Origin of the sequence: Flagellimonas myxillae, from assembly GCF_023502235.1 — a bacterium.
GTDB lineage: Bacteria > Bacteroidota > Bacteroidia > Flavobacteriales > Flavobacteriaceae > Flagellimonas > Flagellimonas myxillae.
This window is the reverse complement of the sequence record NZ_JAMFLY010000001.1, coordinates 825,368-845,844: the sequence shown is the minus strand read 5'-3', so window position 1 is coordinate 845,844 and position 20,477 is coordinate 825,368. Positions and strand designations below refer to the sequence as shown.

Sequence of the window (20,477 nt, the reverse complement as noted above, 5' to 3'; positions counted from 1 at the left end):
CACAAGCATTTTATAGCTTTAGCTAAAATCCCAAAAGATGAAAAAACTACTTGCTATCATGTCAATCCTATCCCTGATTGCCAGCTGTAAAAAAGCTAAGGAGCCCGAGAAAAAAGCAAATCAAGTAGTAACCGAAATTGCCCAGAAAAAGGATGTACCATTTGTATGGGAAGGGGCCAACATTTACTTCCTCCTTACGGATAGATTCAACATTGGCAACCCGGAAAAAGGAGTCCAATTCGACCAAAACAACGAAACAGCGGTCCTTAGAGGATTTGAAGGTGGGGATATCCAAGGTATCACCCAAAAAATTGAAGAAGGGTATTTTACCGAACTGGGCATCAATGCCATTTGGTTCACCCCAATTGTGGAGCAGGTGCATGGTTCCACCGACGAAGGAACCGGGAACACCTATGCCTATCATGGCTATTGGACCAAGGACTGGACAGCTATAGATCCCAATTTTGGGACTCGTAAAGATTTGGAAAAGTTGGTAAAAACTGCGCATTCCAAAGGCATCCGTATTCTTTTGGATGTGGTTCTCAACCACACAGGGCCTGTAACCGACATGGACCCGGTTTGGCCGGATGAATGGGTACGAACTGGGCCAAAATGTGAGTTTACCACCTATGAAAATACCACCGCCTGTGCGCTCGTTGAGAACCTTCCGGATATACTTACCGAATCGGACGAACCTGTCGAGCTTCCAGATGCGCTCTTGGCCAAATGGAAGGACGAGGGTCGTTTAAGCCAGGAATTGGACGAACTACAGCTCTTTTTTGAACGTACCGGGTACCCGAGGGCACCAAGGTTCTATATTATCAAATGGCTCACCGATTACATCAACGATTTTGGAGTGGACGGCTTTAGGGTAGATACCGTAAAGCATGTCAATGAAAATGCCTGGTCCGATCTGTACAAGGAGGCCAGTTATGCTTTTGAGACTTGGAAGAAAAAGAACCCAAACCAAGTTTTGGATGATAATCCCTTTTACATGGTTGGGGAGGTCTACAACTATGGCATTACAGGTGGACGTGAGTTTGATTTCGGGGACAAAAAAGTGGACTTTTTCGACTATGGATTTAAAAGTCTCATCAACTTTGACCTGAAGACAGATGCCCAAAAAAACTACGAGACAATTTTCAAAAAATACAGCCGTCTGCTTCACACGAAACTAACCGGAAAAAGTGTACTCAATTATCTTACCTCCCATGATGATGGAAATCCATTTGACAAGGAGCGAAAGAATTCCATTTACTCGGCCAATGTGCTCTTGCTTACCCCTGGGGCCTCCCAAGTCTATTACGGGGATGAAACGGCTCGAAGCCTTATCATAGAAGGGACACAAGGAGATGCTACGCTTCGTTCCTTTATGAACTGGGAAGAACTGGACAGCCTACCGGAAACGCAGAAAATCCATAAACACTGGCAAAAACTAGGGCAATTCCGAAGGAACCACCCTGCGGTGGGCGCAGGAAAGCACAAAAGATTGGCAAAAAAGCCCTACGTGTTTTCCAGAACTTACATGAAAGGTGATTACAAGGATAAGGTGGTAGTCGGTTTAGACTTGCCCAAAGGCAAAAAATCCCTTTGGGTAAAAGGTTTTTTTGGTGACGGCACCAAACTATACGATACGTATTCAGAAACAGAGGTCATGGTTACCAAGGGTAAGGTAATCCTCGATAATGATTACGATATTGCCTTGCTGGAATTAGCGGAATAAGGGTCACTTTCTTGAATGCAACGCAATTCTGTTGCCTTCTGAATCGGAAAATACACCCATATACCCCACCTCGGGGCTTATCTGCGTCTTTGGTCTCAATATTTTTCCTCCAGCGTTTTCAATCCTATCCAGTTCGTTTTGAACATCCACACTGGAAAAATAAATCAACACACCTTCCGTAGTACTCGGGTTATAGGCTTCATGCTGAATAAGCGACCCACTAGCACCTGCTTTTCCTTCCGCCCAAGGAAACCATCCCATTAGGGTTCCGGCAAAGTCCTGCACCTGTATTTCTATTTGAAAAACCTCATTGTAAAAGGCTTTGGCCCGATCCATGTCCACAACAGGGATTTCGAACCAGCCCACCATATTTTGTTCCATAATGCAAGAATTATTGCTCCAACAGTGCTTTTAAGCTGGACAATCCATCCTCAAAATCCCCACCTACTGCCTTGTCCATGTTCATAAACAACATCATGATGCTAAAGGGAAACTTGTTTTTCCCAGAAAATCCCCAAGTAACCTTGGTAGCTCCATTGGATGCATCCTCAGTGACCAAATATGCGTCCGAAGTGGATTTCCATGGTTTAAGGAACCGTAATTCGGACTCAATTCGTTCTCCGTCAACAATCTTGGTAAGTTCCTGTTCGCCTTCGCCAACATCCTTGTTTCCATTCCAATAACTGATTGCGCCAACTTCCCCGTCCGTTCCCGTGAACTTCTTTTCCATATTAGGGTCCTTTTTGCCCCAGGGTGACCACTGGTCGTGGTTCTTCAGATAGCGAAGATTGTCAAACACCACCGCTCTGGGTTGTGCTATCTCAATAGATCGTGAAACATTATAATTTTTTGGGGCTATTAGAGCCAGGATAAGAACGAGCAGAACAATCCCGCCCAAAATGTAGAGTGCTGTAGTCATGTGATTTATGCATTTGGTTACCCTACAAAATACAAAAAACTATTGGGTCTGGAACCTTTCAATTATTCCTTCTACGTTCTTGATTGACTTTTTGGTCCAATCCATTCGTTTTTCCACGATTTCATCGGCGGTCAACTTCCACGGCAATTGGGAACGCCGGAGTTTTTGGGCAAGCTCTTGGATGATGATTGCCACGGAAACCGAAATGTTCAGACTTTCTGAAAAACCTACCATGGGCACCTTCAAAAACCCATCGGCCTGTTCCATCACCTCGTTGCTCAATCCTTCTTTCTCAGTTCCAAAAAAAAGAGCAGTGGGCCCGGTAATTTCAAAATCGGATAGTTCATTGGAATCGGTATGGGGAGTAGTGGCAATAATTTGGTACCCCTTTGCTTTCAATGTTGTTATACAGTCCGAGGTATTCCCATATCTGTGCACATCCACCCACTGTTCCGCGCCCATAGCAATATTCTTGTCCAACCGTTGTCCAAATCGGTCTTCCACCACGTGGACCTCCTGAATGCCAAAGGCATCACAGCTTCGAATAACAGCACTGGTGTTGTGCATTTGAAAAACATCCTCGATGGCCACTGTCAGGTATTTGGTCCTATGCTGCAGTACTTCCAAAAAGCGTTGCTTCCTGTCCTCGGTGAGAAAGGTCTCCAAATAAGCAAACAGATCATCATTTACCATAAATGACAAGATAGCGAAAAATGAATTTCATAATTTTAGGGATTATGGGAAACAATCAAAAAGTTGTGGTCCTCACTGGGGCCGGTATGAGTGCAGAAAGCGGACTAAAAACCTTCAGGGATGCCAATGGATTATGGGAGGGACACGATGTAATGGAAGTTGCCACCCCCCAAGGATTTGCCAGTGATCCGAACGTAGTGCTGGAATTTTACAACCAAAGACGAAGGCAACTGTTGGAAGTTTCTCCCAATTTAGGTCATACTGCCCTGGTAGATCTGGAGAAAGATTTCGACGTGAGTATTATCACCCAAAATGTGGACAACCTTCACGAACAGGCCGGTAGTTCGCATGTGGTGCATTTACATGGGGAGCTGTTCAAGGTGCGCAGCACGGTCGATGAAAATTATGTGTTGGAATGGAAGAAAGACCTTGTACTGGGAGATTTGGACCCCAATGGGCATCAATTGCGGCCCCACATTGTTTGGTTTGGTGAGATGGTGCCCATGTTGGAAACTGCCATTGAAATCACCCTAAAAGCGGATATCCTATTGATCATAGGCACCTCCATGCAGGTATATCCAGCCGCCAGTCTGATCAACTACATACCCCGGGACACTCCCATTTACTTTATCGACCCAAAACCCAATGTAAGACCTGCAGATTATCGAAATTTGAGCGTGATTCCCAAAACCGCCACGGAAGGGGTCCCGACTTTGGTAAATCAACTTTTAAACGGATAAACCCCAAACAGATTGACCGAACAACAACTGCATTTGGCATTGAATTCTGGAAGGCTTTCCAAGGTACAGATTTCCGGACTTGTGGAAACCTTGGAGCTGCATCCTGAACTCACCGGAAAGCTGCTTCAAGAGGTATTCGAACAAGATTCCAAGGATACGTTCAACGCAAGTTGGGTTTTCGACCATCTGATGCGTAAAAGATTGGTTTATCTCCTCCCTCATTTGGATTCCTTTACCCATGGCTTGTCAAAATTACGGGACGAATCTGGTATCCGGCCTATGGCCCATGTCTGTGAAATGCTATGTGAAGCCTATTTTAAAAAGAAAGATGAAGCCTTCCTTATGCATATGACCCAAACCCATCTTGAAACGATGATGACGGTCTGTTTTGATTGGTTTATAGGCCCTCATAAAGTGGCTGCCAAGGTGTTTGCCATGAGCAGTCTTTATTACTTGGGAACCCGTTTTGATTGGGTGCACCCGGAGTTGCGGATGATTCTCGAGGAAACCATCTCCAATGGTACCGCCGGCTACAAGAACAGGGCAAAAAAAACCCTGGACAAGCTTGCCCAATTAGGGCACTAAACTCTAAGAGTTTAAGTATCTTTACTCCTTTCTAAAACCACACCATGTCAGTAAACCAACTCAACGCCATCTCTCCTATTGATGGCAGATACCGAAATAAAACCGAAGCCCTAGGTGCCTATTATTCTGAAGAGGCTTTGATCAAATATCGCGTTCTCGTTGAGATAGAATATTTTATCGCCCTTTGTGAAATTCCTTTGCCACAATTGGCAGACTTTGACAACAGCAAGTTTTCGGATTTACAGAAGATCTATACTGATTTTTCTTCGGAAGACGCTACGGCCATCAAGGAAATTGAAAAAACCACCAACCATGATGTAAAGGCCGTGGAATATTTCATCAAAGAAAAATTTGATGCCTTGGGACTCGAAAAGTATAAGGAGTTTATCCACTTTGGTCTCACCTCACAGGACATTAACAATACGGCTATCCCGCTGTCCATCAAGGAAGCCATGAACGATGTATATGTGCCCCTGTATTTTGAGGTGTTCAAGAAATTGCAGGAACTTGCAGCCGAATGGGCAGGGATTCCCATGTTGGCACGCACACATGGGCAACCGGCCTCCCCTACCCGTTTGGGCAAGGAAATCGATGTGTTCGTGGAGCGGTTAAAAGAACAGTTCAATTTATTGAACGACATTCCGAGCGCGGCCAAATTTGGTGGTGCCACCGGAAATTACAATGCGCATAAGGTGGCGTATCCTGATACTGATTGGAAGAGCTTTGGGAAAAGTTTTGTGCAGGAAAAATTAGGTTTGCACCACTCCTTCCCCACTACCCAGATAGAGCATTACGACCACATGGCGGCCCTATTCGACTGCTTGAAACGTATCAACACCATTTATATTGATTTGAACCGGGATATCTGGACCTATATTTCCATGGATTATTTCAAACAGAAAATTAAGAAAGGGGAAGTTGGGTCTTCAGCCATGCCCCATAAGGTAAACCCTATCGATTTTGAAAATTCCGAAGGAAATTTGGGCATTGCCAATGCAATTTTTGAGCATTTGTCGGCAAAATTACCCGTTTCTAGATTGCAGCGAGATCTAACGGACAGTACCGTACTCCGAAACGTCGGTGTTCCCTTTGCCCATACGCAAGTAGCCCTACAATCTACCCTTAAAGGCCTGAACAAACTGGTATTGAATGCCGATAAGTTCGAGCAGGATTTGGAGGATAATTGGGCCGTGGTAGCCGAGGCCATCCAGACGATTTTGCGTAGGGAAGGCTATCCGAATCCGTATGAGGCATTGAAAGGGCTGACCCGAACCAACGAAAAAATTACGCAGAAGTCCATTGCGGATTTTATAGATACCCTGGAGGTTTCAGATGGTATCAAAGGGGAGCTCAAACAAATAACCCCAGCAAATTATACTGGGGTTTAAGTATATCTTGGAATTATCCTTCTTTATGGATTTCGACTTGATGTGGGTAAGGGATTTCTATTCCGGCCTCATCCAGGGCCAATTTGCAATTCTCATAGGTTGAAAAGTAGACATCCCAATAATCTTCGGGTTTACAATAGGGACGAACTGCAAAGTTTACCGAACTATCCGCCAACTCCAGCACATTTACCGACGGTGCCGGGTCTTGCAATACCTGTGGATTGGAGGTAAGGACCTTCAACAAAACCTCCTTACTTTTTTTGATGTCTTCCCCGTATCCAACGCCAACTACCGTATCCACCCTAATTTTACCCTCAGCGGAATAATTGACGATATTCCCATTCGCCATGGCCCCGTTGGGTACAATGGCCAATTTATTCTCTGGGGTTATGAGTTTGGTGGTAAAAATTTCAATTTCCTTGACCACGCCCAATTCACCTTGGGCCTCAATAAGGTCCCCGATGCGATAAGGTTTAAAGATCATCAGCAAAACCCCTCCTGCAAAATTGGAAAGAGAGCCCTGTAGGGCCAGTCCGACCGCCAAACCAGCCGCAGCAATGACAGCCGCAAAAGTGGTGACATCAACCCCCAACCTGGAAATCACAAGGATGATGAGGAATATTTTAAGTGCCCATGAAATCAGGTTCAGCAAGAATTTTTGAAGGGATTCCTCATACTTGCTCTTGGACATGACCTTTCTGGTCGCTGATACGATTCTCTTTATAATCCACGAACCGACAATGTAAATGAGAATTGCGGTCACTAATTTGGGGCCAAACTCTTTGGCCAAGTCTAGGCCATAGTTTATCCATTCTTGTGCTTTTTCCATAGGATTCAATTGATTTTGTTAGTGTTCCATGTGTGAGACACTAAGATAGGAAGAAGGTCACAAATTATTGGAACAACACCAGCACATAAAAAATCCCGATAGCTTTGCTATCGGGATCCGGTTTTTTGATTGATGTTTAGTTTATCCCTTCAAGAATTCGCCTATTTCGCCAAGTCCTGCACCGTCGTAATCCGATTTTTGGATGGCTTGCATAAGTTGTACAATATGGGCGGGGTTCATATCCTTGCCCAACACGCGAACCAATGCAAATCCCTTGTCCTTGCTGTCTCCATATATGATCACTTCGTCTATCGCATCCTCGTCGCCAATGTACTTGATGACGCCTTTACCGTATTGCGAATTGATTTTCATCAGTTCCACAAAGTCTTCCCCCTTCAATATTTCCTTTACCTTGGTTTTTTCAACCTTGTATTCGGCCGCATTATCTGCAGTCTTTTTAAAGGCCAACAGGTTAAACTTGCGCAACGACTCAATAGCTTCCTCCTGGGTCGAAGTCAACTCCACAGCATCCATCTTTAAGATGCTAGCCGGAACATCAATAGCAATAAAATTGGGATTTTCCGAATTGTCCACATAGTATTCCTGTAGACTCTGTTGTGATGAGCATGAGGCGAATAAAACCATTCCTGCCAATACGATGCCCTTAATTATATTTTTCATTGTTCTTATTTTGAAGAATTCTTAAATGCTAAAGGTACGAGACTATTAATTGTTAATGCTCGTCCAATTTGTGCAACCCCTTGTGCAGTTTCATCTTCTTGGTCAAAGACCCTACCTTGTTCAGGTCTATATCCCCGGTCATGGTCAATAATACGGTCTCAAAATGACGTCCGTGCTTTTGACCTTTTTCCTCAATTCCGGTTACAAACATCAACAATTCGGCCACATGGTCGGCATCTTTCCCGTTTCTAATATAGAATCTTACATGGGTATCTCCATCCTTCACCTTCATTAGTTCCTCCAATTTTGAGGAACGGACATATCGCTTCATGGTCGCGGCCATATCTGCCGATGCATCTTCGTCTTCGGACATGAAGATTTTAATGTTGTTGATGCTCTTTGCCATCTCAATGAACTCTTGGGTATCTTCATCCTCATCATGGGCCATCATGGTGGCCGCAATGCCCAACATTCCTTTGTTTATGGTTACCGAACCAATTCTATCCGAATCCTCGAATTTATCAAAAATGGACTGGGAGGCGCCCAAAAATGGCAGTAAAAGGGTTATTAAAATTATACTAAGTTTTTTCATGACTGTTGTTTTTTGATTGATGTTGTTAAGTTGACAGCTTACAGCAATCAGCGAACAGTTTAGAAACTGCCAATTGAAACTGATTGCTGTACACTGATTACCGTATGCTATATACTATTCTTGTTTTCCTGCTTTGTTCAACTCCTTGGGCAAGTTCATTTTATTGGTCAAGGAATTGATCTTGTTCAAATCGATATCCCCGGTCAAGGAAAGCAGCACGGTCTCAAACTTTCGACCATCGGCTTCAACTTCCTTAAGTCCGGTAACGAACATGAGCAGCTCGCTCACATGGTCATCGTCCTTCCCTTGCTTAATGTAGAATTTCACATTGGCATCCTTGTCCTTCACCCGCATCAACTCTTCCATGGTTGAGGATTTTAGGTATTTCTGTACGGATGATTTCATATCGTCCCCAATTTCCTTGTTGTCGGTAGTGAACACCTTCAAACTTTTAAGACTACTGGCAATGTCCATAAAATCTTGGGCTTCCGGGTCGTCTACCTCAACATCTATCTTCGCCAACAAGTTGAACATACTCTTGTTGACTACCACAGAAGTCACCTCGTCCAAGTCTTCAAATCGGTCAAAAAGAGATTGTGAAAAACCGGCCAAAGGCATTATGGCCATCATTAAAATTAAAATATTTCGCTTCATCGTTTTTGTTTTAATCGTTGTTGTAAATTTTTTGTTTTGCGACTTCAAATTCTTGTAGGTAGGCCACTTTCTCCGTGCCCTTGCCAAAATTCTCAGCTAGGAGCGCAAACGCTTCCTTGGTTTGTTGGTAGACCCTTTCCGCCTCCCGTTGTTGCTGATACTCATAATAAATGCCGAAGGTCAAAACAACCACTGCCGCAACGGAAAGCCATTTGTAGTAGTTTCTTCTAGGTTTTAATGGAACCTGCTTGGTGTACCGTTCTTCCTTGGCGCTGGAAAAGTAATTGAACATGGGCCTGTACTGCTCAAGATGAGTAGCAACTTTTTCCTGCGAAAAATAGGCCTGTAGGGTCTGCTCCTCGGCTACCGTGCTGGTTGCCTCAAAGTACTTTTCCAATAATTTTTCTATGTTATCCAATTCCATAGCTATGTTTTTTAATCAATTCTTGTCGTACTGCTTTTCTTGCTCTTGAGAGGGTAACGCGTACTGCGGTGGGTTTCATGTCCATGAGTTCGCATATTTCCTCAAATTCGTATTGCTCCACATCCCGTAATTGCAATACCATTTTTTGTTGTTCCGGCAATTCTTCCATGATGCGCTCCATCCACCTAACACTGTCCTCTGCTTCCAATTGGTTTTGCAATGAGGTGTTTTCATCTTGGTAGTTGCTGTGCACCAATTTTAAATTGCTGGCCTGCTTGGACTTTAAACGGTCCAAACAAAAGTTCTTGGTCATTGTCATCGCAAAAGCTTCCACATTTTTATACTCGCCCATGGATTCGTTCTTTGACCATAGTTTCAGCAAAATTTCCTGGGTGGCGTCTTCCGCTTCCTCCTTAGATACCAACAAGCGCTTTGCCAGTCGGTACAATTTATCCTTAAAGGGCATTACCACATTTAAAAATTCAGCCTGTTTCATTTGGTTTTGATAGTTGTTGTAAGCTTTTTTTTTGCGCCTACATTATCACGACGACGTATATCGAAATTTGTTACAAAAAATTTGTAATCTGCTCGCAAGTAGCTATTTTGTGATGATATTTGCTGTAAGAAATTAGGAATTAATTCTACAAATTCAATATGCCTCAAAGATTATTGTGGAATGATAATTGATGAATTTTACCAAAATTAGCTATGAAAAAAATACTTTATCTATTTGTTGGGCTTGGATTGCTCCTGGTCAGCTGTAAAAGTGATGACAACGGAATTAATAATCCAAACGACCCAAACAACCCCACTAGTGAAAATTTAGATGCCCAAGCCTTTATGTGGAACGCCATGAACCTTTGGTATTTTTGGCAAGCCGATGTGGATGTACTTGCCGATGACCGGTTCGCCAACAACCAGGAGTTCACCGATTTCTTGGAGCAGCATGAAAATCCCGGTGATTTTTTCTTTGACATCCTTCTTTTTAATGAAGACAGATTCAGTTTTTTAAACGAAGACTACTCAGAATTGGTCAATAATCTTTCCGGGGTCTCCAAAAGCAACGGATTGGAATTTGGTTTGGTCCGCTTTTCCGAAGGCGATGGGCTTTTTGGATACGTACAGTACGTTGTTCCCAATTCCAATGCTTCCGAAACCGATATCAAAAGAGGGGATATTTTCACCCGTGTTGATGGTACTGCGCTGACATTGGACAACTACGTGGCCCTCTTGTTTGGCGATAACGACACCTATACTTTGGGGCTGGCGGACATTAATGGCACAAACATTACCGACAACGATACGGAAATTGAACTCACAAAAATTGCCAATCAGGTGGAGGATCCCATTTTAGTGGCAGAAACCTTGGATATCAACGGTACCAAAATTGCTTATTTAATGTACAATCGCTTTTTGAGCAATTTTAACGAGGAACTCAATGCGGCTTTTGCTGATTTTGTGGCTGAGGGCGCTACAGAATTGGTGCTGGACATGCGCTATAATCCGGGTGGGTCGGTAAACACATCCCGTCTCCTGGCCAGCATGGTCTATGGCACCCATACGGACGAACTCTATATCAGACAACGATGGAACAGTAAAATCCAGAGCCAGTTAAGCGCCGCACAATTGGAGGATTATTTTGCTAACAATACAGGTTCTAGTCCGGTCAATTCCTTAAACCTTAGCAAAGTCTATGTTTTGGCAACCAATAGCTCCGCCTCGGCCAGCGAACTGGTCATGAACGGTTTGGCGCCCTACGTGGATGTAGTGCATATTGGTGAAACAACCAGAGGGAAAAACGAGTTTTCCATCACTTTGGTGGATGACCTCGACAATTCTTATATCTATAACAGTGATCGGGAAAACCAAATCAACCCAGATAACAGTTGGGGCATTCAACCTTTGGTTGGACGTAACGAGAATGCAGATGGTTTTTATGATTATACCAGTGGGTTGACCCCAGATATATTCTTAGAAGAGGACTTGGCAAATCTCGGGGTATTAGGTGATCCCAATGAGCCCTTACTGGCAAGGGCCATCGAGGAAATTACGGGGATTACCAGTAAAAAATCGTTTGCCGTACAGATGCCTGCCAAGGCGTTTACAGGATCTCGCATAGAAACACCCTTGCGTGACAATATGTATCTGGACAAACCATTACAATTGAACAAATAATAAAAAAGCGGCTAATTAGCCGCTTTTCTTTTTTCATTCTTTATCTGGGAATTCTTGCATGCTGTAGATCCAACTGCCTAAATTTAGTTGTCAAATGTTCTGGCACTTTTACAGCCTCCGGATGAAACATCCCAGCCAACACTTCAATCCCGTTGACCAAGGTATTGGCCGAAGATTGTGTGAACATATCAAAATCTGCGATAAAGACTTTGTTTTCTTGTACCGCTTTTAAATCGCGCCATCCTTTTTTGGAGGTTAGCATGTGCATTTCCTCGAGGGTTCGCTCCACCGTAAACCCACAAGGCGCAATGACCAAAATCTCGGGGTTATACTTGAGAATCTTTTCCCATGAGGTTACCACACTATCTCCCGAAGGATTGGAGAGCATATCAACACCGCCAGCATATCCAATTTGATGGGGAATCCAATGCCCACAATTAAATATGGGCTCCAACCATTCCATAAGCATAACACGCTTGGGAACGGCCTTTACGCTACGCAAATCATCCACCACTTTGTCAATGCGTTTGTTCAAACTATCCAAATACGTGTAGGCGAGTTCTTCCCGTCCCAAAGCTTTGGCTATGGTAACTGCAGAGGCAAAGACATCCTCCAGGGATTCCGGACTGATAGAAATCAGCTCGGGCTGCTTCTTCAGTTTAGCGACAGCCGCAGCAGTGCATGCGGTGTCTATCTGGCAGATATCACACATATCCTGGGTAAAAATGATATCCGGTTCAATTTGTTCCAAAAGCTGCTCATCCACATAATACAAGTCTTTCCCCTGATTTTTGCTAGCTGAAAAAAGGGTGTCAATCTCCTTACTGGACAAGTTTTTACCTTCCAAAATGCACCGGACCACTGGTTGCTTTTCCTGTAGTGCCCGCTCCGGACACTCAAAAGTTATCCCATATAAATGATCCTCCAGACCCATGTCATAGATCATTTGGGTAACCGCGGGTAAAAAAGAACAGACTTTTAGCATCTGTACAAGATATGGATTATAGGTTCAGTTGAAATCCTGCGCTAATGTTCCTTCCTCTTGTGGTAAATCCAACCACTTCGATGAAATCCTCATTGAGCAGATTTGACCCATTCAAGAAAATCTTCATTTTTTCTGGAATTAGTTGGTGTTCTATATAAAGTCCTACTAGGGAAAATGCATCCAGGGAAACATCGGAAAACGTACTGAAATCCGTATCAACCCTTTGGCCAGTATAGGCATAGGTAAAGGACAGGTTTGTCGATTTACAAACTTCGTAACCCAATGCCAAGTTTATTTTATGCTTGGGTATTCGGATGGCGGCATCCCCTTTACGCTCGGTGAATGTATAATTGGTGTCCAAAGATAACCGCTGGGAAGGGTGCCACGACAGCTCCACCTCCACCCCATTAGCATCAATTTCGTCTGCGACGTTGATACTGGTAAAGTTTTGATCAAAACCAATGGTGTTTTTTTCGTTTCTATCGAAATACAAAGTACTTAGTCTAAGTTTGTCGTTCACGAAGAACTCAACCCCACCCTCCAAGGTTCGGTTTTCCTCTGGTTCCAATTCCGGATTGGCGCCAAAATCCCCAAACAATTGAATCAAATTCGGAGTGATATAGGAAGTTGCATACGACCCGAGCACTTTTACATATCCATTTTCCGTAGGAAACGCAAAGGACGGATTTACATTATATACATAATGATTACCGTACTCCGAATGGGTGTTCAGTCTGGCCCCGGTATTCAGGTTAAAGCCAAAATCAGAAACATAGACCACATTCAAATAAGGGTCTAAAATGGTAAAATCGGCCTCGGATGAGAACACTGCATTATCCTTTATGTAATTTATCCCCAAAATAGTGTGCCATTTATCATCAAAAACATACTTATTATAGGCATCCAAAACCCAATTGCTTCCTTCGGAAGTACTCTCCCCAAAGGTGCTGACATTAAAGGAATCGTAGGTGGAATATGCCGAGTTTACATGAACAGCGCCCTTACCATATTTGATCTCAGTGGACAACCCCACCCTTTCTTGTTCCACCTTGGACCAATTGGATGCCTCCATACGATCTGCATCGAAATCGGTCCTGAACTTCGTCTGGTTCCCATAAACGGATAGTCCAAAGTTTTCGGAAAATTGATATCCAAACTTCACATTGGCGGTAAAATGGGAAGTGATATCTTCCTCATTTTCCGGAGTTATCGCAGCTGAAAGTCCGCTCGAATAGCGGTTCGAGAAATCCACCCCATAGCTGAATTTATTCAGTTGTCCACCTACCGAAGCCCCGTTGGAAATATTTCCCAAGTTTCCATTTCGGTCATTTGAAGTTTGATTGGTTCCCATACTCGACCTAAAACTGCCCGAAATAGGTCGCTCAGAACCCTTTTTAGTGGTAATGTTGATAACCGCCGTTGCTGCGTTGGTCCCGTAAAGGGTACTTGCCGCTCCTTTAATGATCTCAATCGACTCAATGTTGGACGTAGATAGCAGTCTAAGGTCATACTCCTGCGAAAAAGACGAAGGGTCCGACACCCGCACCCCATCAACAATTACCAATACTTGACGGCCGCGGCCACCCCGGGCAAAAACTCCAAATACGGAGCCGTCCCTACCTCGACTACCAGTTATCTCAATCCCACTTTTAGTATTGATCAATTCGGCAACCGTTCTTCCTTGGTTGCGCTCCAATTCCTCCGTAGAGATTTTGATAACGGTCTTACCTGAATTTTCCCTCTTAAGGGCAAAACGTGAGTCGCTCACCACAACCTCATCCAGCTGCGTCGTTTGCAGGGGTTCTTGCTGAACTTCTTGTGCAGCGAGTCCCTGGCCCGCCAAAATAGCGGTGCAAATCCATAAATTACTTTTTTTCATTTCGTTTAAGTGAATAAACGGGAGAATAGTATGCTGTCCCATACGTAAACCTTTATCCCGAAAGTTTAACAATGTTTGTTTGAAATTGGCAGGTCTCCTGACTTATTTTATGTTGTTTTGCCTTCCCATCCCCACTAAAATGAATTTAGCGGAAGCAGTGGCTTTGCAGAAAACAACACCCTTGAGAGCGGTATCGAAAACTTCGACAAAAAATCACAGTTGCGGGAACAGTTCCAGAATTTTCCAAGCCGGAAATCAAAATTGAAATTTTTTAAGTCGCTAGCTAATTTCCAACTTTAGAATCACTGGATTCCCTTTTAATCCTACGGACAACTTGCCCGTAAGAACCAAAATTCAGGGCGAAAGTAATGATTCTGTTTAATCTTTTTTTGAAAATGTTAAATAATCTTACTTTTGACGGCATGGGATTTAAGCACAATTGGCTCATCGGTTTTAGCTTGTTTTTTATGGTTTCACTTTCGGGTTGCCTGGAAATGAAGAAACCTGTATCAACCACCTCCGAAAAAGATGTTTCCACGATTCAGCGAGCCTCAGGTTTTACGGTTCAACCAATGGGCGATTATACCGAAATTGCCGTTAGCTCTGCTTGGCCCGGTTCTGAAACAACCTTTACTTATGCCCTTGTCCCCAAGGAAAAATTACCGATGATCACCCTTCCTGCGGACACCTACGATGCCATTGTAGCCACTCCTGTGGAACGCATGGTCATTACTTCAACAACCCACATCGCTTCCCTGGAGGCTTTGGATGCCCTAGATGCTATAGTTGGTTTTCCAAGCACGGATTTGATTTCATCCCCGGCAGCTAGAAAACGGATTTCCAATGGGAAAATCACGGAATTGGGAACCAATGAGAACATCAATACCGAAATATTACTGGAGCTCAATCCGGAAGTGGTGGTAGGCTTTGGTATCAACAGTACCAACAAGGCCTATGAAACTATAAGAAAATCCGGAGTGCCAATTGTCTACAATGGCGATTGGACGGAACCTACTCCCTTGGGAAAAGCCGAGTGGGTCAAGTTTTTTGCTCCTTTTTTCCACAAGGAAGCAATGGCCGATAGTATTTTTAAACAAATTGAAACTGATTACCGGACAGCAAAGGATTTGGCAAAAAATGCGGAAACAAAACCTTCTGTACTAACTGGGGGATTGTACAAGGATGTATGGTATGTAGCCGGCGGAAACAGTTGGATGGCGAAGTTTCTTCAGGATGCCAATGCCGATTATCTTTGGGCGGAAACCGAAGCCAGTGGCAGTATTGGTCTCAGTCTCGAAGCGGTATTGGAAAAAGGCTCCCAGGCCGATTTTTGGTTCAACCCTTCCCTCCATGCCACTTATGAAGAGTTGGTAGAGGCCAATTCCCATTATCCCCAGTTCAATGCTTTTTCTACCCGAAAGGTTTTTTCGAATGCCATCAAGAAGGGAGAAACTGGAGGATTGTTATTTTATGAATTGGCTCCCCAACGCCCAGATTTGGTGCTCAAAGACCTGATTTCTATTTTGCATCCAGGACTCATATCCAATCATGAACCGGTATTTTTTATGCCTTTACAGTAAATGGGCCAATCGCGATCATATACCTTTTCGTTTTTATTGCTCGGCGTGGCCTTGCTGCTCTCCTTGTTGCTCAATATTAGTTCCGGCTCGGTGACCATTCCCTTTTCCAGCATAATATCCGCACTATCCGGCGGTTCCCTGGAAGTGGAATCATGGAACTATATAATTTGGAATTTTAGAATCCCGAAAGCCCTTACCGCAATTCTGGTCGGTGGTGGGCTCTCATTGAGTGGCTTGTTGATGCAGACCCTCTTTCGAAATCCGTTGGCCGGACCCTTCGTCTTGGGTATTAGTTCAGGGGCCAGTTTGGGGGCAGCCTTGCTGCTCATGGGATTTGCCCTCTTGCCCGGAATGTCCATTCTTGGCTTTGTGAACGATATTTCCGTGGCCATTGCGGCCAGCATTGGTAGTTTTTTGGTGCTCCTTGTTGTCATGTTGGTGGCCAACCGCATTAAGGACACTATGGCCCTTTTGATCATTGGGTTGATGTTCGGAAGTATAACTTCCGCCTTGGTCAGCGTTATGGCATACTTCACCAGTGCCGAAAACTTACAACGGTTTATCTTCTGGTCATTTGGAAGCATTGGAAATCTATCCGGTAACCAGGTGGCCCTGCTTGGTTCAATTGTGGGGATAGGGCTTGTTTTAAGCATTTTAAGCATGAAGCAGCTCAATGCCTTTTTATTAGGTGATAATTATGCCCGTAGCCTTGGCATCTCCATTAAAAAATCCCGATTGCTGATCATCACAGCAACAGGAATTCTAGCCGGGGGGATTACCTCCTTCGCCGGACCCATTGCCTTTGTGGGACTCGCGGTTCCCCACCTCACCCGACAAATTTTTGACACCATGGAACACCGGGTATTGATTCCGGCTGTTTTTCTGTATGGTGCCATTTTAATGCTGCTCTGCGATTTGATTGCCCAATTGCCCAATTCGGCCAGCGTTTTGCCTATCAATGCCATCACCTCTCTTGTGGGAGGTCCCATGGTTATTTGGCTTTTGGTCAGAAAACGAAAAATGTTGTTCTAATGGCACACGACAAAAAACATAGCGTTTGGGTTCAGGGACTATCCATTGGATATGGCACCAAAGTAGTGGCTTCCAAGATTGATTTTTCCTTAGCGGAGGGTGAACTATGTGCCGTAATTGGGGTGAACGGTGCGGGGAAATCAACCTTACTCCGAACCCTTTGCAGGTTGCAGTCCAAAATATCGGGGAACATCTTTATGATGGACCATCCTTTAGAAAGCCCAACAGCCGCTCAATTGGCCAAAATCCTCAGCGTAGTCCTAACGGAACAACCAGCATCCAAAAATCTTCGGGTCCAAGAATTAATCGCCTTGGGAAGGCAACCCTATACCAATTGGGTAGGAAGTTTGACCCCGTCGGACAAAATCCTTGTTCAAGACAGTCTCAAAGCTTTTTTGCTCGAGGAACTGCGTCATCAAAAATGCCACGAACTCAGTGATGGACAGTTGCAACGCGTGTTTATAGCAAGGGCTATGGCACAGGACACTCCGATTATAGTATTGGACGAACCCACTACCCATTTAGATCTTTATCACAAGGTGCAAATTCTTAAAATGATGCAGCAATTGGCCCATCAAAACAAAAAGACCATCCTGTTCACCACCCACGAAATTGATTTGGCCATACAGCTATGCGATAAAATCCTGATTTTGGATGGAAGGGAAAATCCTTTTGGAACTCCAGAAGAACTTATCCAGCAAAAACACTTTGAACACCTCTTCCCATCAGAAATGGTCGAATTTGATGAAAAGACGGGTTCATTTAAGGTGAAAAAGTAGGTTACTTTAACATTCCTCCTGTATCTTTATCCGAAGATTTTTATTCCATGAGCAGCGAATTGGTTTATGTAATTGTTGGGATTTTGACCGCCGGTTTAGGGTTATTCTTGGGGATGTATATCCAAAGATTGAAAACCAAATCCAACGAGGGCGTTTGGCAGGAAAGGGAACAGCAGCTCAATGCCAATCTTCGTTCTATGAACGAGAAATTACTGACGGTGGATGAGGATAAACGACAACTACAACATGAAAAAGAGCAACAGGGCAATCAGATAGTGCGTTACCAGGCAGATTTGGAAAACCTGCAGCGAATCAATACCGAACAAAAGGAGGAAGTTGAAAAGCTTCAAGCAAAATTCACCAAGGAGTTTGAGAATTTGGCCAACAAAATCCTGGATGAAAAAAGCACAAAGTTCACAGAGCAGAATCAAAAAAACATCAAGCAGATATTGCATCCCCTCCAGGAAAAAATCCAGTTGTTCGAAAAAAAGGTAGAGGCTACCCAAAAAGAGAATATCAGCATACATTCTGCTTTAAAGGAACAATTGCTCCATCTTCAAAATCAAAATCTTAAAATCACACAGGAGGCGGAAAACCTGACCAAGGCGCTAAAAGGCGATAGCAAAATGCAGGGCAATTGGGGGGAACTGGTATTGGAACGGGTTTTGGAAAAATCGGGCCTGGAAAAAGATCGGGAATACAGTGTGCAGCAAAGCTTTACCAGGGAAGACGGCTCCCGGGTCATGCCCGATGTGATCATACACCTTCCCGATGGCAAAAAAATGGTGGTGGACTCCAAAGTTTCCCTCACGGATTATGAGCGCTACACCAATGCTGACGAAGCGGACAAGGAGAAGCATTTAAAAGATCACATCAACTCCCTACGAAAACATGTAGAGCAGCTTTCTGCCAAAAAGTATGAAGACCTTTATGAAATGGAAAGCCCGGATTTTGTGTTGTTGTTCGTTCCTATTGAACCTGCCTTTGCAGTGGCCATAAATGAGGATAGTTCCCTGTACAACAAGGCGTTTGAACAAAACATTGTGATTGTCACCCCTTCTACCCTACTGGCTACCTTGAGGACCATCGATACCATGTGGAGCAACGAAAAACAACAGAAAAACGCCATCGAAATTGCCCGGCAGGCCGGGGCGCTTTATGATAAGTTTGAAGGCTTTGTGACCGATCTGACCAAGGTGGGCAAAAAAATGGATGAAGCAAAGAATGAATACCGTGGTGCAATGAACAAACTGGTGGAAGGCCGGGGAAATATCGTGACCAGTATTGAAAAGCTCAAGAAAATGGGGGCCAAAGCCAAAAAATCCATTCCCGAACCCATCTTAAAACGGGCTGAGGAAGATGACTATCAAGAACCAAAACTGGAGCTCTAGGTCAATATCCATGTAACACCTATTGTTATGAAAAAGTACAAAACCGTAAAGGAATCAAGGGTTTCCATCACCGAATTGATGCTACCCTCCCATTCCAATTTTGGAGGCAAGGTTCATGGCGGACATATTCTTAATCTTATGGACCAAATTGCTTTTGCCTGCGCTTCTAAACATTCACAGGCCTATTGTGTCACCGCTTCTGTCAATCGGGTGAACTTCCTTAATCCGATAGAAGTAGGTGAGTTGGTAACCCTCAAGGCTAGTGTAAATTACACAGGCCGAACTTCCATGGTGGTCGGGGTACGGGTAGAAGCTGAAAATGTGAAAAACGGAACAACCAAACATTGCAATTCCTCCTACTTTACCATGGTTGCAAAGGACAACGATGGGAAAAATATTCCAGTTCCAGGCTTAATCGTCGAGGATAAAAATGGATTGCGCCGTTTTGCAAGAAGTATAGAACGGAAATCTTCTGCCTATGACAGGGACACCAAATACAGTCCTAAAAAGTTTGTACCCAAGGAATACCTACACTTATTAGAAGGAGAAAATGTACAAATAGAGATTAGCTAATAAGCGAGGCAGCTTCGTTATCCAAAAACCAGGTCAAACTCCCTGAAATCGGATTGACCAAGGCCGCCGGGTAGGCTTTGAATCCTTCGGATTCTCCAATAATGGTCTGGACTTTTTCCGCCTTTCCTTGACCGGTGACCAAGAAAGCCACTTCCTTAGCGGTGTTGATTACCTTGCCATTGATGGATACCCTTTGTTGCCCAGAATCGGGATGGGTCGCCACTACGCAATGATCTTCCGCATCCCATAGTTCGATTTCATGAGGAAATATGGAAGCTGTGTGTCCATCATCTCCCATACCCAAAATCACCAAATCGAATTGGGGAACTCCTTCCACCCTATCCAAATTGATTTCCAACAAGTTGGCATACCGCATAGCCTCAGGTGTTGGGTCGTTCTCCCCCAAAACCCGATGTATGTTCTCTTGGGGAACCTTTATTTTGGAAAATAGGTGCTCCACAGTCATTTTGTAATTGCTTTGATCATCCGTGGGTGGTACACAGCGTTCGTCCCCCCAATAAAAATGGATGTTGCTCCAGTCGATTTTGTCCCCATAATCGGAAGCCAAAACTTCAAAGACAATTTTGGGTGTACTACCACCTGACAATGCCACATGAACTTCTTTTTTATCCCTCACCAATTCAGCGAAATAGGTTGAAAACTGTTCAGCTACTTCCTGTTTGTCCTTATATATTTTTAACTCCATAATTTTTCAAAAATTCCAAACTCCAAATTCCAAAATGGACTGTTATCTCAAGTCTTTTGTCTCTGTTCTACTATATAGCTTAGTTTGTTGTTGACTGCGCTCGCACAAACAATTGTCAACTGTCAATTATTAATTGTTCATTGTTCATT

At 43.9% G+C, this 20,477-nt stretch carries 22 protein-coding genes and 1 riboswitch; of the genes, 10 read left to right on the top strand and 12 right to left on the bottom strand.

Going from position 1 to position 20,477, the window contains the following annotated elements; translation table 11 throughout:
* The first annotated feature begins 37 nt into the window (after positions 1–37).
* A complete protein-coding gene (locus M3P07_RS03865) occupies positions 38–1,723 on the top strand; it encodes an alpha-amylase family glycosyl hydrolase (RefSeq protein ID WP_249968580.1) in 1,686 nt (561 codons plus the stop codon).
* 3 nt (positions 1,724–1,726) lie between these two features.
* Here the strand turns inward: M3P07_RS03865 and M3P07_RS03860 are convergent, their stop codons facing one another.
* The 3 genes from M3P07_RS03860 to M3P07_RS03850 are packed head-to-tail and all read right to left on the bottom strand — an operon-like array spanning position 1,727 to position 3,335.
* On the bottom strand, positions 1,727–2,104 hold the full coding sequence (locus M3P07_RS03860; RefSeq protein WP_249968579.1) for a VOC family protein: 378 nt from the start codon (positions 2,102–2,104) through the stop codon (positions 1,727–1,729).
* Between the two features lie 10 nt (positions 2,105–2,114).
* Positions 2,115–2,642: an SRPBCC family protein gene (locus tag M3P07_RS03855; protein ID WP_249968578.1), complete on the bottom strand. Its 528-nt coding sequence runs from the start codon at positions 2,640–2,642 to the stop codon at positions 2,115–2,117.
* Between the two features lie 39 nt (positions 2,643–2,681).
* Positions 2,682–3,335 carry a TrmH family RNA methyltransferase gene (locus tag M3P07_RS03850; protein WP_249968577.1) on the bottom strand — a complete coding sequence of 218 codons (654 nt, stop codon included), beginning with the start codon at positions 3,333–3,335 and terminating at the stop codon, positions 2,682–2,684.
* Between the two features lie 20 nt (positions 3,336–3,355).
* On the opposite strand from M3P07_RS03850, the gene M3P07_RS03845 reads away from it, so the two are divergent.
* The 3 genes from M3P07_RS03845 to purB are packed head-to-tail and all read left to right on the top strand — an operon-like array spanning position 3,356 to position 6,048.
* On the top strand, positions 3,356–4,075 hold the full coding sequence (locus M3P07_RS03845; protein WP_249968576.1) for an SIR2 family NAD-dependent protein deacylase: 720 nt from the start codon (positions 3,356–3,358) through the stop codon (positions 4,073–4,075).
* A 12-nt stretch (positions 4,076–4,087) separates the two neighbouring features.
* Positions 4,088–4,660 carry an adenylosuccinate lyase gene (locus tag M3P07_RS03840; RefSeq protein ID WP_249968575.1) on the top strand — a complete coding sequence of 191 codons (573 nt, stop codon included), beginning with the start codon at positions 4,088–4,090 and terminating at the stop codon, positions 4,658–4,660.
* 44 nt (positions 4,661–4,704) lie between these two features.
* Positions 4,705–6,048 (top strand): adenylosuccinate lyase, encoded by a 1,344-nt coding sequence (purB, locus tag M3P07_RS03835; RefSeq protein ID WP_249968574.1) that lies wholly within the window; start codon positions 4,705–4,707, stop codon positions 6,046–6,048.
* Positions 6,049–6,061: 13 nt separating this feature from the next.
* Here purB and M3P07_RS03830 read toward each other — a convergent pair whose 3' ends face one another.
* From M3P07_RS03830 to M3P07_RS03805, 6 genes are all read right to left on the bottom strand, one after another.
* Positions 6,062–6,877, bottom strand: a complete 816-nt coding sequence (locus tag M3P07_RS03830; protein ID WP_249968573.1) for a mechanosensitive ion channel family protein — start codon at positions 6,875–6,877, stop codon at positions 6,062–6,064.
* A 141-nt stretch (positions 6,878–7,018) separates the two neighbouring features.
* On the bottom strand, positions 7,019–7,558 hold the full coding sequence (locus tag M3P07_RS03825; protein WP_249968572.1) for a DUF4252 domain-containing protein: 540 nt from the start codon (positions 7,556–7,558) through the stop codon (positions 7,019–7,021).
* A gap of 52 nt (positions 7,559–7,610) precedes the next feature.
* A complete protein-coding gene (locus tag M3P07_RS03820; RefSeq protein ID WP_249968571.1) occupies positions 7,611–8,150 on the bottom strand; it encodes a DUF4252 domain-containing protein in 540 nt (179 codons plus the stop codon).
* A gap of 114 nt (positions 8,151–8,264) precedes the next feature.
* Entirely contained in the window at positions 8,265–8,804 is a 540-nt protein-coding gene (locus M3P07_RS03815) for a DUF4252 domain-containing protein (RefSeq protein WP_249968570.1), read from the bottom strand.
* 10 nt (positions 8,805–8,814) lie between these two features.
* Positions 8,815–9,228 carry a FecR family protein gene (locus M3P07_RS03810; RefSeq protein WP_249968569.1) on the bottom strand — a complete coding sequence of 138 codons (414 nt, stop codon included), beginning with the start codon at positions 9,226–9,228 and terminating at the stop codon, positions 8,815–8,817.
* On the bottom strand, positions 9,215–9,724 hold the full coding sequence (locus M3P07_RS03805; RefSeq protein WP_249968568.1) for an RNA polymerase sigma factor: 510 nt from the start codon (positions 9,722–9,724) through the stop codon (positions 9,215–9,217). Before M3P07_RS03805 ends, M3P07_RS03810 begins: the two co-directional genes overlap by 14 nt.
* Before the next feature lie 212 nt (positions 9,725–9,936).
* Here M3P07_RS03805 and M3P07_RS03800 point away from each other — a divergent pair, with 212 nt between their 5' ends.
* The gene (locus M3P07_RS03800; RefSeq protein WP_249968567.1) at positions 9,937–11,403 is read left to right on the top strand and encodes a S41 family peptidase; all 1,467 of its coding nucleotides are present in this window, start codon (positions 9,937–9,939) and stop codon (positions 11,401–11,403) included.
* Positions 11,404–11,443: 40 nt separating this feature from the next.
* On the opposite strand, the gene M3P07_RS03795 is transcribed toward M3P07_RS03800, so the two are convergent.
* Both M3P07_RS03795 and M3P07_RS03790 read right to left on the bottom strand, forming a co-directional pair.
* Positions 11,444–12,388 carry an ABC transporter substrate-binding protein gene (locus M3P07_RS03795; RefSeq protein WP_249968566.1) on the bottom strand — a complete coding sequence of 315 codons (945 nt, stop codon included), beginning with the start codon at positions 12,386–12,388 and terminating at the stop codon, positions 11,444–11,446.
* Positions 12,389–12,404: 16 nt separating this feature from the next.
* Positions 12,405–14,267 (bottom strand): TonB-dependent receptor plug domain-containing protein, encoded by a 1,863-nt coding sequence (locus tag M3P07_RS03790; protein ID WP_249968565.1) that lies wholly within the window; start codon positions 14,265–14,267, stop codon positions 12,405–12,407.
* 70 nt (positions 14,268–14,337) lie between these two features.
* A riboswitch (cobalamin riboswitch) is annotated at positions 14,338–14,634 on the bottom strand.
* Positions 14,635–14,662: 28 nt separating this feature from the next.
* Here M3P07_RS03790 and M3P07_RS03785 point away from each other — a divergent pair.
* The 5 genes from M3P07_RS03785 to M3P07_RS03765 are packed head-to-tail and all read left to right on the top strand — an operon-like array spanning position 14,663 to position 19,622.
* Positions 14,663–15,847 (top strand): ABC transporter substrate-binding protein, encoded by a 1,185-nt coding sequence (locus M3P07_RS03785; RefSeq protein ID WP_249968564.1) that lies wholly within the window; start codon positions 14,663–14,665, stop codon positions 15,845–15,847.
* Positions 15,848–16,879: an iron ABC transporter permease gene (locus tag M3P07_RS03780; protein ID WP_249968563.1), complete on the top strand. Its 1,032-nt coding sequence runs from the start codon at positions 15,848–15,850 to the stop codon at positions 16,877–16,879.
* Positions 16,879–17,658: an ABC transporter ATP-binding protein gene (locus M3P07_RS03775; RefSeq protein WP_249968562.1), complete on the top strand. Its 780-nt coding sequence runs from the start codon at positions 16,879–16,881 to the stop codon at positions 17,656–17,658. The genes M3P07_RS03780 and M3P07_RS03775 overlap by 1 nt, the downstream gene beginning before the upstream one ends.
* 47 nt (positions 17,659–17,705) lie before the next feature.
* Positions 17,706–19,049 (top strand): DNA recombination protein RmuC, encoded by a 1,344-nt coding sequence (locus tag M3P07_RS03770; RefSeq protein WP_249968561.1) that lies wholly within the window; start codon positions 17,706–17,708, stop codon positions 19,047–19,049.
* Positions 19,050–19,076: 27 nt separating this feature from the next.
* A complete protein-coding gene (locus tag M3P07_RS03765; RefSeq protein WP_249968560.1) occupies positions 19,077–19,622 on the top strand; it encodes an acyl-CoA thioesterase in 546 nt (181 codons plus the stop codon).
* On the opposite strand, the gene pgl is transcribed toward M3P07_RS03765, so the two are convergent.
* Positions 19,615–20,328 carry a 6-phosphogluconolactonase gene (gene pgl / locus M3P07_RS03760; RefSeq protein ID WP_249968559.1) on the bottom strand — a complete coding sequence of 238 codons (714 nt, stop codon included), beginning with the start codon at positions 20,326–20,328 and terminating at the stop codon, positions 19,615–19,617. The two genes, M3P07_RS03765 and pgl, sit on opposite strands and share 8 nt — an antisense overlap.
* Between the last annotated feature and the right edge of the window lie 149 nt (positions 20,329–20,477).

Excerpts from the sequence above, each read along its gene's own strand:
- M3P07_RS03855 (WP_249968578.1), bottom strand. The coding sequence starts at position 2,642 with ATGACTACAGCACTCTACATTTTGGGCGGGATTGTTCTGCTCGTTCTT.
- pgl (WP_249968559.1), bottom strand. The coding sequence starts at position 20,328 with ATGGAGTTAAAAATATATAAGGACAAACAGGAAGTAGCTGAACAGTTT.
- M3P07_RS03850 (WP_249968577.1), bottom strand. The coding sequence starts at position 3,335 with ATGGTAAATGATGATCTGTTTGCTTATTTGGAGACCTTTCTCACCGAG.
- M3P07_RS03820 (WP_249968571.1), bottom strand. The coding sequence starts at position 8,150 with ATGAAAAAACTTAGTATAATTTTAATAACCCTTTTACTGCCATTTTTG.
- M3P07_RS03780 (WP_249968563.1), top strand. The coding sequence starts at position 15,848 with ATGGGCCAATCGCGATCATATACCTTTTCGTTTTTATTGCTCGGCGTG.
- M3P07_RS03775 (WP_249968562.1), top strand. The coding sequence starts at position 16,879 with ATGGCACACGACAAAAAACATAGCGTTTGGGTTCAGGGACTATCCATT.
- M3P07_RS03790 (WP_249968565.1), bottom strand. The coding sequence starts at position 14,267 with ATGAAAAAAAGTAATTTATGGATTTGCACCGCTATTTTGGCGGGCCAG.
- purB (WP_249968574.1), top strand. The coding sequence starts at position 4,705 with ATGTCAGTAAACCAACTCAACGCCATCTCTCCTATTGATGGCAGATAC.
- M3P07_RS03800 (WP_249968567.1), top strand. The coding sequence starts at position 9,937 with ATGAAAAAAATACTTTATCTATTTGTTGGGCTTGGATTGCTCCTGGTC.
- M3P07_RS03825 (WP_249968572.1), bottom strand. The coding sequence starts at position 7,558 with ATGAAAAATATAATTAAGGGCATCGTATTGGCAGGAATGGTTTTATTC.
- M3P07_RS03810 (WP_249968569.1), bottom strand. The coding sequence starts at position 9,228 with ATGGAATTGGATAACATAGAAAAATTATTGGAAAAGTACTTTGAGGCA.
- M3P07_RS03785 (WP_249968564.1), top strand. The coding sequence starts at position 14,663 with ATGTTAAATAATCTTACTTTTGACGGCATGGGATTTAAGCACAATTGG.
- M3P07_RS03865 (WP_249968580.1), top strand. The coding sequence starts at position 38 with ATGAAAAAACTACTTGCTATCATGTCAATCCTATCCCTGATTGCCAGC.
- M3P07_RS03805 (WP_249968568.1), bottom strand. The coding sequence starts at position 9,724 with ATGAAACAGGCTGAATTTTTAAATGTGGTAATGCCCTTTAAGGATAAA.
- M3P07_RS03860 (WP_249968579.1), bottom strand. The coding sequence starts at position 2,104 with ATGGAACAAAATATGGTGGGCTGGTTCGAAATCCCTGTTGTGGACATG.
- M3P07_RS03795 (WP_249968566.1), bottom strand. The coding sequence starts at position 12,388 with ATGCTAAAAGTCTGTTCTTTTTTACCCGCGGTTACCCAAATGATCTAT.
- M3P07_RS03830 (WP_249968573.1), bottom strand. The coding sequence starts at position 6,877 with ATGGAAAAAGCACAAGAATGGATAAACTATGGCCTAGACTTGGCCAAA.
- M3P07_RS03845 (WP_249968576.1), top strand. The coding sequence starts at position 3,356 with ATGAATTTCATAATTTTAGGGATTATGGGAAACAATCAAAAAGTTGTG.
- M3P07_RS03815 (WP_249968570.1), bottom strand. The coding sequence starts at position 8,804 with ATGAAGCGAAATATTTTAATTTTAATGATGGCCATAATGCCTTTGGCC.
- M3P07_RS03770 (WP_249968561.1), top strand. The coding sequence starts at position 17,706 with ATGAGCAGCGAATTGGTTTATGTAATTGTTGGGATTTTGACCGCCGGT.
- M3P07_RS03765 (WP_249968560.1), top strand. The coding sequence starts at position 19,077 with ATGAAAAAGTACAAAACCGTAAAGGAATCAAGGGTTTCCATCACCGAA.